At 29.1% G+C, this 15,671-nt stretch carries 6 protein-coding genes and 1 pseudogene; all 7 read left to right on the top strand.

Annotated elements, in window-relative coordinates; all coding sequences use genetic code 11:
- A pseudogene (locus tag I6I93_RS02340) lies at window positions 1-878 on the top strand (CD1107 family mobile element protein).
- A gap of 304 nt (window positions 879-1,182) precedes the next feature.
- On the top strand, window positions 1,183-1,776 hold the full coding sequence (locus tag I6I93_RS02335) for a type IV toxin-antitoxin system AbiEi family antitoxin domain-containing protein (RefSeq protein WP_001109528.1): 594 nt from the start codon (window positions 1,183-1,185) through the stop codon (window positions 1,774-1,776).
- Window positions 1,769-2,608 carry a nucleotidyl transferase AbiEii/AbiGii toxin family protein gene (locus I6I93_RS02330; protein ID WP_112890260.1) on the top strand — a complete coding sequence of 280 codons (840 nt, stop codon included), beginning with the start codon at window positions 1,769-1,771 and terminating at the stop codon, window positions 2,606-2,608. Before I6I93_RS02335 ends, I6I93_RS02330 begins: the two co-directional genes overlap by 8 nt.
- Before the next feature lie 69 nt (window positions 2,609-2,677).
- Complete coding sequence (locus tag I6I93_RS02325) at window positions 2,678-4,384, top strand: DNA topoisomerase 3 (protein ID WP_070737662.1); 1,707 nt, start codon at window positions 2,678-2,680, stop codon at window positions 4,382-4,384.
- Between the two features lie 437 nt (window positions 4,385-4,821).
- Window positions 4,822-5,052 carry a type III toxin-antitoxin system ToxN/AbiQ family toxin gene (locus I6I93_RS09465; RefSeq protein WP_456107187.1) on the top strand — a complete coding sequence of 77 codons (231 nt, stop codon included), beginning with the start codon at window positions 4,822-4,824 and terminating at the stop codon, window positions 5,050-5,052.
- Window positions 5,053-6,081: 1,029 nt separating this feature from the next.
- On the top strand, window positions 6,082-6,540 hold the full coding sequence (locus I6I93_RS09410) for a TnpV protein (protein WP_079392108.1): 459 nt from the start codon (window positions 6,082-6,084) through the stop codon (window positions 6,538-6,540).
- A gap of 192 nt (window positions 6,541-6,732) precedes the next feature.
- Window positions 6,733-15,657 (top strand): SNF2-related protein, encoded by an 8,925-nt coding sequence (locus I6I93_RS02315; protein WP_407673036.1) that lies wholly within the window; start codon window positions 6,733-6,735, stop codon window positions 15,655-15,657.
- Window positions 15,658-15,671 lie beyond the last annotated feature (14 nt).

The raw sequence follows: 15,671 nt of genomic DNA, 5'->3' as shown, positions 1-15,671 counted from the left end.
ATGAAGAAAAAAAGATTAGGGGTAGCCTTAGTGCTACTCCTTTTACTATTAAGTATGCCAAGCATATCCATAGCTAAGAGCAATGATAATGAAATAAAAAATCAGTCAAATGATATTTATTTGCCAGAAAAAAGTAAAGAATTAGAAAGCTTATTTGATGAAGATGTATATAAACCATCCAATGAGAGTCAAAAAATTCCTTATCAGGAAGTGCCGAAAATACAAGAAAATAACATAAAAAATGAGCAAGTAGATAAAAAAGAAAAGCCATCTAAGCTTGTTAAAGGTGGCAATACTAAAGCAATTAATCCATTAGCCACAAAAGAAAATAAGGCAAGAGGAACAGTTATAGAAAATGTAGATAAAAATGGACAGGATATTACACCGAAAGTAGAAGATCAAACATCAAGAGATGAAAAAAAGGAAAATCCAATAGATGTCAGACAATTTTTAACCTTTCAAACAAAGAGTGGAAAAACTATGCACCTCATTGTAGATCACTCGGAAAATCAAGAAAATGTGCAACTACTAACAGAAGTTGGAGAACAAGATCTACTAAATATGATTGAAGGAGAAAGTGAAGTAAAGCCAAAAGAAGAAGTAGTAAAAAAAGAAGAACCGGTGGAGGAAAAACCGAAGAAAGAGGAGAAAGAAGAAAAGAAATCAGGGATAGGACTTTATTTATTTATGGGTTTAATTATTGTTGGTGTAATGGGTGCAGGATATTACTTCAAAATCTATAAAAAAATGAAGAGGAAAGTTTTGAAGAGGAGCAAGATTATAATGAATTAGAAGATGATTATGAATCTGAAGGGGAGGATTATGATCTTGAAGATAAGGAAGATACAGAAATTATTCCAGATGAAGATGAATTTTAATCTTCTCAATGATTTAAGTAGTAGATTAAGGACAACAATAAACTCAATTATCGTGTAAATTTATAAAAAAAAGTATAATTAGAATTCTGGAACTTTAATAAAAAACGATGAACAAAACGACAGCCCAAACTTAATATAAAAGGAAAGCTAAGTATAAATGATTGATTGTATAATTAAGAATTTGATGATATGAAATTTCTTGATAATTTTTGAAACAAATTGGGATAGAAATTCAAAGCCTTGTTGCAAACACACTTATAAAAATATATAATATAAGTGTAAACACAACAAGGGGATGAATATAATGAATTATAGAAAGCAAATTGAAATACATCTAAAAGAATCAGGTGGTATTATAACATCTGCTTATTGCAGAGAGAATAACATACCTACAGTATATTTAAGTAGACTAGCAAAAGAGGGAAAATTGTTTAGAGTTCAAAAAGGAATATATATTATTGAAGATGGTGATTTCGATGAGTACTATTTTTTCCAATATCAGTATAGAAAGGCGATATTTTCCTATGAGACAGCTTTGTTTCTACTTGGGGTAACGGACAAAATTCCATGGAGAATAGATGTTACAGTATACAATGGATATAAATTTAATGAGAAGCAAGATACACTTAATATCAATTATGTAAAAAAATCTATTTATAATCTAGGAATTATACAGAAAAAGACAATGTTTGGAAACACTGTGAATGTTTACTCCTACGAAAGAATACTTTGTGATTTTATTTCCAACAAAGAAAAAATGGATACTGAAGTTTATGTAAAACTCATTCGTTCTTATTTTAAATATAAGGATAAGGATATACATTCTCTATATAAAATAGCAAGAAAAATGGGAATAGAAGATAAAGTAAAGGAAGTTATGGAGGTGGTATATGAATAAAGCAAAGTTAACCGCCATTTGTCATAATATAAGCAAAGAATCAGGACTCCCATTTAATTCAGTAATGTTATATTATTTTTTGGAAAGCATATTAAAAAAATTAGCACAGAGTAAGTATCATGAAAAATTTATTTTTAAAGGAGGTTTTCTTTTATCTAATGTAGTAGGGATAGATTCAAGAAGCACAGTAGATATAGATCTTCTTTTAAGAAATATGCATTTATCAGAAGAAAATGTATTAAAAACAATACAAGAATTACTAGAAGCAAGTCATTCAGATGATATATCCTATAAAGTAAATGGAATAAGTACAATCAAGGAAGATGACCAGTATGGAGGGTTTCGTGTAAGTATACTTTGTAGGATGGAGAATATAAGACAAATTGTACCTCTTGATATTGCAACAGGTGATGTTATCACCCCACATCCCATAGATTATAAATATATAAGTGCTTTTGGGCAAGAAGATATTTTAATTAAAGCCTATCCTATTGAAACAATTGTGGCAGAAAAAATTCAAACAATATACTCTAGGGGGTTTTTAAATAGCAGAAGTAAGGATTACTATGATCTTTATATAATTTATAAATTAAAAGATAAAGAAATTGATACCAAGATATTAAAAGAAGCATGTATTAGAACTTTTGATTATAGAAAAACGGAATTTGATATAGATAAAATCATAAATTTAATGAGAATGCTAAAAACGGATCAAGCTTTTTTATACAGATGGAATTCTTATTCGAAGAAAAATCTTTATGCTAGAGACATAAAGTTTGAAGATGTAATAGATAATGGAATAAATATTATAGAAAAAATAAAAAATCAGTAGAGCTATAAAAAGATGAGGGATTGAAAATTTAATCTCTCATTTTTTTATTAAAAAATTAAAGGAGGAAAAATGAAATTAGTAATCGCAGAAAAACCAAGTGTTGCAGCATCAATAGCAAAAGTTATAGGAGCAAAAAATAGAAATAATGGATATTATGAGGGGAATGGATACATTGTTTCATGGTGTGTTGGGCATTTAGTACAAATGGCAAATCCTGATGTGTATGATGAAAGATATAAGAAGTGGAGAATTGAAGATTTACCTATTATCCCAAAAGAATACAAGTATGAGGTAACGAAGACAACTAAAAAACAGTTTAATATTCTTAAAAGACTAATGAATAGTAATGAAGTTGACACCATTATTAATGCTTGTGATGCTGGTAGAGAAGGAGAAGCTATCTTTAGACTTGTATATATGATGGCAAATTGTAAGAAGAAAATGAAACGTCTTTGGATTTCCTCAATGGAAGACTCTTCCATAAAAGAAGGATTTAGCAACTTAAAAGATGGAAGTAATTATGATAATCTTTTTGATTCAGCTAAGGCTCGTGCCATAGCTGATTGGCTTGTTGGAATGAACATAAGTAGACTTTACTCCTGTCTATATAATGAAAATTATAGTGTAGGCAGAGTACAAACACCAACTTTATCAATGATTGTGAATAGAGATGATGAGATAAATAGTTTTAAAAAAGAAAAATATTATACAGTGGAGATTTCTATGAATGGATTTACACTGTCGACAGATAGAATTGATGACAAGATAGTGGCAGAGCAGCTTAAAAATTTAATCGGAGAAAAAATTGAAATAACCGATGTAATTAAAAAAGAAAAGATTACAAAGCCTAATCTGCCCTTTGATCTAACAACACTTCAAAGAGAATGTAATAAGTATTTTGGATACAGTGCAAAACAAACCCTAGATTATGCCCAAAGCCTGTATGAAAAGAAGTATATTACCTATCCACGAACAGATTCAAGATATTTGACAGTAGACATGATAGAAAGCACTGTAAATAATATTATAGGGAAAAATGATTTTGACACAGAAAGAATTAAGGTAGTTTTTAATTCTGAAAAAGTTACAGATCATCATGCAATAATTCCAACGATAAGTTCATTAAATAAGGATATTTCAAATCTTCCGGAAAGTGAAGCCAAAGTATATAGACTTATAACAAATAAACTCTATGCAAGTTTTGGATATCCTCTTGTAGAAAATACAACAAAGATAGTGGCTGAATTTGACGGGTTTGAATTTATAAACACTTATAAAATAATTGCTGAAGAAGGATTTACAAAATATTTAGAAGAATATAAATCAAAGAAGAAAGAAGATATACAACTTCCTGATGTAAAAATAGGAGATTTTTTATATATTGAAAATAAAGATATAAAAGAGAAGTATACAAATCCACCTAAACACTTCACTGAAGACACACTCTTAAAAGCAATGGAAATAGCTGGGAATGATGAATTAGTTAAGGATGTTGAAGTTGAGAGAAAAGGACTTGGTACTCCTGCTACAAGAGCGGGAATAATAGAAAATTTGATATACAAAGGTTATATAAAAAGAGAAAAGAAAAATCTAATATCAACTAGAAAGGGATTAAACCTAGTGACTATAGTTATAGATGAGTTTAAATCTCCAAAGACAACAGCAAAATGGGAAATGAGATTAAGTGATATAGCAAAGGGTAAGGAATATAAAGAGAATTTTTTAAAAGAAATTGAAGAAGAAATAGAAAATACTATAGGTAAATATTATAAGTAAATTGATTATAAAAACTTGAATATAATTATAGGAATGAAGAAAGGAATGATTTATGAAAGAAATAGGGTATAATATAAGTGATAAAAGAGTAGGCATTAGGAAATTTGCTTATTTGACATTACTATAAATATACGTTATACTCTTATCAGATAAAGATGGTGTCCCGCTACCGTTAAAGGTGGAGCATTAAAGAAGGTGTATCACTACCTACATCCCAAAGGTAAAATATTAAAGCAAACAGAGAGGTTAAAACCTTTCTATTTTTTTATTCCAATTTCTTCTGCAAAGGAAAACGCAAAAAATGAAAGAATGTTTCTGATGAGCATTTTTTAATTTATGAAGTGATCGATGATAGTATTACTATAGATGGAGATATTTACAGATATTATTCTGATAAAGAAAAAATTCACATATTATCTATATTGGATATTAAGAAAATGATTCCTGTACCGACTGATTGTTATGAAAGAATTGATTTTAACGAACTTGAAGATATCAGATATAAAGACTTATTTCAAAAAGAATATGCTTTTTGTTTAAAAATAAAAACAAAGATCTTGATAAAGGTAGAAAAAATATACAAAAATCAAAAGAAAACAGGAATTATAAGAAGAGCAAATTGCAATTTTTCAAAGTTAGAAAAGGCAATGTTGGATTGGAAGCAATAGAATAAAGGCAGTTAGAGCGATTTGAAAAGTAAAAAATTTCAATCGTTTTTTTATTGCAATAAAAAGATAGCGTAAATGACATTTTAAAGTTATCTTTTGCTTACAGAAATTTAAAAAATAGAAAGAAATAAAGTTTAATAAATAAATATATAAAAATTTAGTTCATTTTTATCACTATAATGAGGAGGGATAAAATGCCAAGATATGATATAGTAGATTTAAGCAGATCAATCTATCTTGCAAAAGAAGAATTTAAGAAAGATATAAAAAAATATGAGGAATATTTAAAGGTATCAGGCAATAACTATAAGTATCCATATATACATCAAATATCTATATACAATATGGATCCAAAAGCAACAGCCTGTGCAGAATTTGATTATTGGAAAAGTATAGGTAGAAGCGTTAAAAGAGGCGAAAAAGGAATACCACTTTTAGATATAGATAGTGGAAGGATAAAATATATCTTCGACATAAGGCAAACAGTAAGTATTAATCATAATATTTCTGAGGTAAAGTTATGGAAATATGATAGCAAAAAGCATTTAAACTTACTAGATGAAATGATAGATAAGTTTAAAGAAAAAGATAGTAAGCTTCTATTAAGCCAAGAAGATAAAATTGCTGCCTTAGTAGAAAGTAATGTTAGAGGAAAATTCAATAAAATTTTAGAAAGTCTATCTGATGAAAGTTTAAAAAGCATTCAAAAGGTAGACCTTTTTAATTTGTTAAAAGAATCCGTAAAAATTTCTATAAGCGAGAGAATGGAGGTCTCATATCAGCTAAAAGAAGAAAACTTATCTTTACTGTCTAAAATATCAAGTTCGGACATAGACAAAGTATTAAGTATAAGTGCTAATATAAGTAAAAATATCTTACTTGATTTGGGAAGTGAAATAAAAAGATTAGAAATTTTAGAGAAAATTCAAGAAAGAAAAGATTTGGAGCAGACAAAAGAGCTTAAGGAGCGTTATAATAAATTAAGTTCTGATATAAACGGTGAAATAAATTTTAAAGGAGGCTTGGAAGATGAAAGAGAAATTAACATTGGCAGGCAAGGAATACCTCATGGAGGAGGGGATTTACACACCAATCGTCAAGGAGAATTCCTTCGAGAGACAGGGAGGGACATACAAGATGGAAGAATTGGAGGAAGGCATGGAAGTCCTAATACCCAATATGGCAATTCCCAAGGAAATAGATTTAAAGAAACTCAACAGATGGGGAAGGATGAGATTGAACTTTCTCAAGGAGAACAAAGAAGAGGATTATCAGATAATGTATTTGCAAGGGACATTGATGGATCATCTTCTATCAAAGGAAAAAGAGATAGAGGACTTTATCACGAGGGAAGAAGTCAAAATGATGGAAACTTGGGGTCTGACAGAAGAACTGAAAGAAGAGGACTATCTGAAATATCTGAGATTGAAGAAGAACATGGATATGACCCTACAAGAAATAGGGGAAAGGGAGATAATCCTAATCTAAAAAAATGAGGAAGTAGAGTCTACTTCCTTTTTTTCTGCTAAAAATCATGGAGAGCAAATATCCTTCTCAAATCCAATAAGTCAAAGAGAAATAGATACATTTTTAATACATGGAGGAAATCATGAAGATGGAAGATTAGCAGTAATAGCAGAATTTTCTAAGGGTAAATCTTTAGAAGAACAGGCAAACTTTTTGAAAGAAATATATAGGGGAGCCAATGGTCTTGAAATTGAAGGAAGAAAGATATCTGCATGGTTTGGAAAGGAAGGAGCAATTTTAAAAGATGGAGATGAGGCAAGATATAGAGAAGGGCAAATAGTTTCTTGGAAAGATTTAGCTAATAATATTAATAATTTATTAGATAGAGGAGAATTTGCTAGCAATGTTGAGATTGTAGAAAGTGCGACATATGAAAGAGAAAAAATAGCAGAAAAATTATTGTATTTAAAGAGAGATCTTACTGATGAAACTAAGGATAGATATTTAGCGATTCTTAATGATATAAAAGGAAGAGGCTTCCCAGATGAAAAAGAAAATCTCGGGAAAAAACTTGAAGATAAAAATTTTATAAATAAACTCAGAAAAGAATACGAGGTATTTTTAGAAGAATATAAGATTAATCCTGATATTTTAAGATTTCATCATTATAAATTATCTAAAATCTATAATGATATCAATGATTTAGAAATAGAAAGAAAATTATATAGGTCAAATTTAAAGGATATTGCACCTATTCAGAGTTTTATAACACAAGATGAAATAGATGAAAGCCTAAAAAGAGGAAGCGGGTTTTCTGATGGAAAGAAAAGAATATATGAATTTTTTACTGAAAAGCATGATTTAAAAGAACAAGCAGATTTCTTGAAAAATGAATATGGCGTAGGTGGAAGTTCTCATGCACTATCTGCTGCAAGAGAAAGTGGTGAGTGGCACGATGCGAAGGGAATAAAATATAATAAAGGTAATGCAAAAGAAATACTACTATCTTGGTCTAATGTTGCAAGAAGAATTAATGACCTTATTAAAAAGAATAGATATATAGATGAAGAAAGTTTTGAAGAAAATAGGAAGAAAAAAACAGATCAGGAAATAAATAAAACAGAAAAAGAAAGCCAGGAGTATATAAATTATCAAGATGATTTGCCTCCAACTGATAATGATGTATATATAGAAAGAACAAATAATAGTTCTATATATTATTATCAAGGACAGTCTGTAGCAAGTATAGGTGATGATGGAAAACTTATCATTTATGATGAATTTATGCCAAACTTTTTAAAAGAAGAAATATATTCCATAGCCTTTGAAAAACAATTAGATATACCATTAGACCAGTTAGACGATGGAATTATTCTTGAGGGAATACATGACACTTTTTATATTAAAGAAAAGGAAGAAATAGAAGGAAGAGAATATTACCTTTTAGAAAGTCAAAGTCGATATGATGATATTCCAAATATTGTAGTTAATTCTAACAAAGAAGTTATAGATGATGATATAGTAAATGGTTTTGAAGAATTTAAGGAATTTTATCCTAATAAAAATAAAGAGAATATAGGTTTTGATTTAGATAGCCATAGAAAAGATGATTATTGGATAATTGAGTTTAATGAGGGTTCAAGTCTAATAGAAAAAGATTATGCAGGACAAAGGCTGACTAAAGAACTATTAGATGAAATAAGGGAAATAGATGAAAAGATAAGACTTCATAATAAGACCTTAGGAGAAGATGAATATGGGCAGATGACTGATAAGTGGGAGGGGTATTCCAAATTCTATTTTAACCATATAGTAGATGGGAAAATAGTTGATCACTATAAGATAGACATAGGTGATGGAAATGAGATCAACCAAAGAGACTTTGAATTTCTTTATGAACAAATAGGAAAAAGTCAGATAGAACTTAATCAAACTATAGAAGGAAATAAGATAGATGAAAAAATAATTTCAATAAATCAAATTGAAGATAGAATTTTTGATGTATTAGTTAAGGATAAAGTTTTAGAAAATGAAATTATAAAGGCAAGAGAAAACTTAGGAAATAATACCTTAGCAAGTTTTAACTCTGTATTCCAAAGAGAATATGTAAAAATCATGAGAGAAGTTGCCGATAAACAGGGAAATCTTCCGGATGATATGAAGGCAATAGATAAGGTTAAAGAATTAGCTATTAGAATAGAAAATAGATATAGAGAATATTTAAATAATTCACATGAAAACAATATAGAAGATGATAAGGAGATACTCTCTATAAAAGTGGGAGATATAGTTAGAACAGAGGATAATAAATATTTAAAAATAAAAGATATTTCCAGTGGATATGATAATAACCATAATCAAATAATATATTATTCATATGATGCCTATTTTGATAAGGACTTAAAACTATTCTCACATTCCTTTAAAGAAAGCGATTTAAAAGCTTTAGAAGTATTAAGAAATGAAGTAGAAGAAAAATTAACAAAAGAGATTGTAGAAGATAAAATAGCAGTAAAAGTAGGATTTTATTATGCTTTAGTAGATAAATATAAAACAAAGGATATAGAATTAGAAGAAACAGGAATTAGAGTTTATCCAAGAAAGGAAAACTCACAAGGAAAGATCTATACTTTATATAAAGGGAAATCTTTTGAAGATAGCAAAAAAATAGACAGTTTGTTTGATGAAATTACTGCCAAAATGAAAGAAGCAAATCTTACAAATTTAAATGATGTATTAGAATTGGAAAGGGAAGGTTTATTTGAAATTACTGATGATAAAGTTACAAAATTTGAGGAAGGCTATGATATAGATGTTCAAAGCTTTAATCAGCAATTTCCAGATTATTATAATGATATATATGTTTTTAATAAAAATCTTGAAATCAATGGAGCATATCAAAATTTAGCACATATAAATGAAGAAAATAAAATCACTTTTAATATAAATTTATCGCAAGAAGAAAAATCCAAAATTGAAGAAATAAGAGATAAGAAACAAGTTCTTTCCATGTTAATAGATAAGGATATCAAAGAAAAAAGAGAATACTATTTTGATCCTCAAAATGAAGAATACTTACTACTATCAAAGAAAATAGAAGAAGGACTATTAAAAATCCCAGATAGTATTAAGGAGACAATCGATGGAAAAGAAGGCTTTGATGTAGAGCTAATCTTAGATATAAAAGAAAAAACTCTAAGACAAAATTTACGATACAATGGATATATTTTAAATTCTAATCAAGCTATAAAATATAAAAGTTATAAGGACATATTAAGTAACTTACCTTATTTACTTGATGACAAACATAGAGAAGTGCTTTTAAATGGATATTTAAATCAGCAAATAGAAAATGATAGAACAAGGCAAGAAGAAAATCCATTTAAAGAAGGTATGAGTGTTAGATACAAAGGAAAAGAATACACTATAACCGCCATTAACGATAATACAAGTCCTAAAACTATAGAATTAGAAGATAGCACAGGACTAATGAATGGTTTTATTACCGGAAGCGAAACAATTCTTTTTAATGACTACAAAAATCTTGATTTAGAAGTATATAAATCTAGCGAAAAAGAAAAACAATCTATTGATAAAGAGGAACTAGTAGAACAAATCAGCTTTGAAGATATTGACAATAATAACGAAGAAAAAGTTAAAAAAGACAAAAAGACTGATAGAGAAAATACAGAAGGGGTTTCTGAAGTTTCTTTAGAAAACTATAAAATTATTAATGAAGAAGAAAACCTACCACCTTCACAGAGATTAAAAAACAACATTGAAGCTATAAATGTCTTAAAGGCTTTAGAAAAAGAAAATAGAAGTGTAAGAAAAGATGAACAGGAAATTTTGGCAAAATATATCGGCTGGGGAGGACTTTCTGATGTATTTGATGAAGAAAAGGAAGGTCAATGGCTTGATGCAAGAAATTTTTTAAAAGAAAATCTAACTGGGGAAGAATATAATAGGGCAAGAGGATCAACCCTAACAGCTTTTTATACGCCGAAAGTAGTTATAGACTCTATCTATGAAAGTCTTTCTAATCTTGGCTTTGAAAAAGGAAATATATTAGAACCAAGTGCTGGGACAGGGAGATTTATAGGAAATCTACCTGAAGAAATGAAAGAGTCAAACTTTTATGGAGTTGAATTAGATAGGATTAGTGGACAAATTGCCAAAGAACTTTACCCTAATTCCAATATACAAATAAAAGGATTTGAAGAAACCAATTTTTCTAATAACCTATTTGATGTGGCCATAGGAAATATTCCTTTTGGAGAATTTAAAGTAGCAGATCGTGAGTATGAAAGAAATAACTTTCTAATTCACGATTATTTTTTTGCTAAAACTTTAGATAAGGTTAGGGATGGAGGCATCATTGCATTTATAACATCTTCAGGAACAATGGATAAAAAAAGTGAAGATGTTAGAAGATATATATCGGAAAGAGCAGAGTTCTTAGGAGCAATAAGACTACCAAATACTACATTTAAAGGGGTAGCTGGAACAGAAGTAACTTCAGATATAATCTTTTTAAAAAAGAGAAATAGGCTATTAAAGATAGATGAAGACTGGATAAAGCTAGACAAAGATGCAAAAGGACTAATATATAATAAATACTTTGTAGATAATCCTCAGATGGTAATAGGGACTATGGAAGAAATACCGTCAAGATTTGGGACAAGCCTTGCATGTATTGAAAATAAAGATATTTCTTTAGAAGAAGGACTAAAAAAAGCCATTAAAAATATCCAAGGTAGGTATGAAGAAGCTCAAATAAATGATGATTTAGGAGAAGAAACAATACCAGCTGATGATAGTGTTAAAAACTATTCTTTTGCTTTAGTGGATGATGAAATATATTTTAGAGAAAATTCAATTATGCAAAGAATATCCTTAAACCAAAAGGATAAAGATAAGGTAAAAAAATATTTAAGATTAAATGAAAGTCTAAGGAAAGTTATAACCTATCAAAGAGAAGACTATTCAGATGAAGAGATAAAAAAAGAACAAGAAAATCTAAATAAATTCTACGATGATTTCAATAGCAAACATGGAAGACTAAATTCAAAAACCAATAAAAAGTTATTTAGAGAAGATGCCAATTTTTCTTTAATTTCAACTTTGGAAAAATTAGATAAAGAAGGCAACTTTATAGGAAAATCTGACATCTTTAACAAGAGAACTATAAAAAAAGCTGTAATAATAGATCATACAGATAGGGCAATAGATGCTCTGGTACTCTCTATTAGTCAAAAAGGTAAAATAAATTTTGATTATATGGAAGAATTGACAGGAAAAACAAGAGATAAATTAATAGAAGAATTAAAGGGAGAAATATTTTTAAATTTAGATTCCTTTGAACCTAATGATATAAATCCATTTAAGTCTGCTAATGAGCTAGGAGATTTTTCAAGACCTTACGTAAGTGCTGATGAATACTTGTCAGGAAATATAAGAGATAAAATTGAAGTTGTAGACTCTTATATTAAAAACATCGAAAAAGAGTTAGGAAAGGAAGAAAATCTAGAGGATAGTAAACTCTTAAAAAAAGAATTAGAAGAGTTACATTTTCAAAAAGCAAAGCTAGTGGAAGTAATGCCTAAAGCACTAGATGCAAGTGAGATTACAGTTAGAATGGGTGCAACATGGATACCGGAACAAGATTACAAAAAATTTATGTTTGATTTGTTGAAAACACCAGTTTCATCAAGGTGGAATATAGATATTAAGTATTCTGACTTTACAGGAGAATATAGAGTTGAAGGAAAAAGCTCTGATAGGGACAATGACCTTGCTTCTTTTACCTATGGTACAAATAGGGTAAATGCCTACAAATTGATAGAAGATACTTTAAATTTAAGAGATACTAAGGTATTTGACCAAGTAGAAGACAGTGATGGAAAGAAAAAATCTGTGCTTAATCAAAAAGAAACAATGCTTGCAAGAAGTAAGCAAGAGATGATAAAAGAAGAATTTAAAAGCTGGATATTTGATGATGTGGAAAGAAGAAATAGATTAGTAGAAGATTATAACGAAAGATTCAATTCCATAAGACAAAGGGAATATGATGGATCTAATCTTACTTTTGAAGGAATGAATCCTGAAATAGAATTAAGAGCACATCAAAAAGATGCCATAGCAAGAGGTTTGTTTGGTGGAAATACTTTACTTGCCCATGAAGTAGGAGCAGGAAAAACCTTTGAAATGATAGGTATAGCCATGGAGTCAAAAAGACTTGGTATGAGTAATAAGTCAATGTTTGTTGTTCCTAACCACATTGTAGAGCAATTTGGAAGAGAATTTAATGAACTTTATCCAGGAGCTAATGTATTATGTGCTACAGAAAAAGATTTTACACCAGATAGAAGAAAAAGATTTTGTAGTCGTATTGCTACAGGAAGTTTTGATGCTGTTATTATAGGGCACAGTCAATTTGAAAAAATTCCTATATCAAAAGAAAGACAAGAATATGAATTGCAAGGTCAAATTGATGAAATCATTGACTATATAGATGAATATAAGAGAGAAAGGGATCAAAGATTTACTGTAAAGCAATTAGAAAAAACAAAGAAAAAATTAGAGACAAAGTTAGAAAAACTAAATGCTGATTATAAGAAAGATGACGTTGTAACCTTTGAGGAACTGGGAGTAGATAAGTTATTTGTAGATGAAGCCCATGCCTACAAAAACCTCTATCTATTTTCTAAAATGAGGAATGTAGCAGGAATTACTTCTACAGATTCACAAAAATCATCAGATATGCTTATGAAATGCCGCTATATGGATGAAATAACTAATAATAAAGGATTAGTATTTGCCACAGGTACACCAGTAAGCAACAGTATGGCTGAACTTTATACTATGCAGAGATATTTACAGTATGATGAATTAAAAAAGATGAAATTGCAACATTTCGATTCTTGGGCGTCTACTTTTGGAGAAACAATAACGGCAATAGAATTAAATCCTGAGGGTAATGGTTATAGGAGCAAAACCAGATTTGCAAAATTTTATAATCTTCCTGAACTTATGAATACTGTAAAAGGATTTATGGATATTAAAACAGCTGATGTTTTAAATCTTCCTACACCAATTGCCCATTATGAAACTATAAAAACAAAGCCTACCGAAGAACAAAAAGAAATTCTTGAAACTTTTTCCGAGAGAGCAGATAAGGTTCGTGATAAGCAGGTAGATTCAAGTGTTGATAATATGCTATTAATAACAAATGATGGGAAGAAGATGGCGTTAGATCAAAGATTAATCAATCCTTTACTTCCTGATGATCCTAATAGTAAGGTAAATACCTGTATAAAAAATGTATTTAGCATTTGGGATAAATATAAAGATAAAAAATCTGCTCAATTAATATTTTGTGATATGTCTACACCAAGTAGTGATTTTAATATCTATGATGATATTAAAACAAAACTTATAGATATGGGAGTACCTGAAAATGAAATAGAATTTATTCATAAGGCAAAAAACAATATGGAAAAAGATGCTATCTTTGATAAGGTAAGAAAGGGAGAAATAAGAGTCTTACTTGGTTCAACACAGAAAATGGGAGCAGGTACTAATGCTCAAGACAAGCTAATTGCAATCCACGATCTTGATATACCATGGAGACCGGCTGATCTTTCTCAAAGGGCAGGAAGGATTGTGAGGCAGGGAAATGAGAATAAGGAAGTCCATATATTTAGATATGTAACAGAAAATACTTTTGATGCCTATCTTTTCCAAACCTTAGAGAATAAACAAAAATATATTTCTCAAATTATGACTTCAAAGACACCTGTAAGAGTTGCAGAAGATGTAGACGAAGCCACATTAAACTATGCCGAAATCAAAGCTCTTGCAACAGGAAATCCATTAATAAAGGAGAAGATGGACCTTGATGTTGAAGTTTCTAAACTTAAAATGCTAGAGTCCAATTTTAAATCAAATCTTTACAAGCTGGAAGATAAAGTAGTTAAATTTTATCCAAAGGAAATAGAAAGATTAAAAGAAAGGATAGAGAACTTAAAGGAAGATATTAAAAATGTTGAGCCTTATAGAGAAGTAGATAAAAATTTAAAAGAAGATAATAAATTTACCTCTCTAATTATTGACGGAAAGAAGTATATAGATAAGAAAATAGCTGGAGAGTTTTTGTTGAACAAAATTAAGGGAGTTAAAATATATAGGGAAATGGATAAAGATGGAGAAAAAATAGGTGAATATAGAAATTTTGATTTATCCATAAAATATGATTCTTTTTTCAATAAATATAACTTTATATTAAAAGGTAAGGGAGAATATAGAGGAGAGTTTGGAACAGATGAAATAGGTAATATAACAAGAATGGATAATGTATTAGATAAATTACCAGAAAGATTAGAAAATACAATTTCAAAACTAAAAGATACAGAAGAGCAATTTCAAACAGCTAAAATTGAAATACAAAAGACATTTCCACAAGCTGAACTTTTAAAGGATAAGACACTAAGACTTGCAGAAGTAAATAATTTACTAGATATGGGAAAAAGTGAAGATATAAGCCAAGATAATCCATTACTAGAAGAAGTAAAGGAAGAATTGATAGACTTCCTTAACAGAGAATATGATGAAGAAAACAGGTTAGAGGACTTTGATACTATATTTCCTGACTTAACAGATATAGGAATAGCTTATACAACTACACCAGATGAAAAACATGAAATACAGGTAAGTTTAGATTTAATAAATTACAAGATGAACACCTATGTAGATAAGAACCTAATTGACAGCTTTCAATACACCTATGATCCCTTAGATGCAAGTGATTTAAAAGAGCTAGTACAGATAAAGACATCTATTGGCTTTTGGAATTTTAGTGAGCTTGTATCAGTAAATGAAGAAAAACTGAGAGAAGTAATGGGATTTGAAATAGATGATGATGGCAACTTCTATGACCCATTATCTAAAGATATGGATTTAGATGGAATAATAGATAGAAATGATGCTGACTTTAGAGATAGTAAAGTTCAGGAAATAGGGGATTTTGAAAGGAAAGAAAAAACATCTATTATGGATAAATTAAAGGAATATAAGGGGAATTTAGCAGTAAATAATAATATAAAAGAAATAAATAATAGTGAACCATGTGGCAGATAAAGCTTTAAATGAGA

The sequence above is a fragment of the Peptoniphilus harei genome (assembly GCF_016726485.1).
GTDB lineage: Bacteria > Bacillota > Clostridia > Tissierellales > Peptoniphilaceae > Peptoniphilus_A > Peptoniphilus_A harei.
This window is presented reverse-complemented; position numbering and strand designations above follow the sequence as displayed.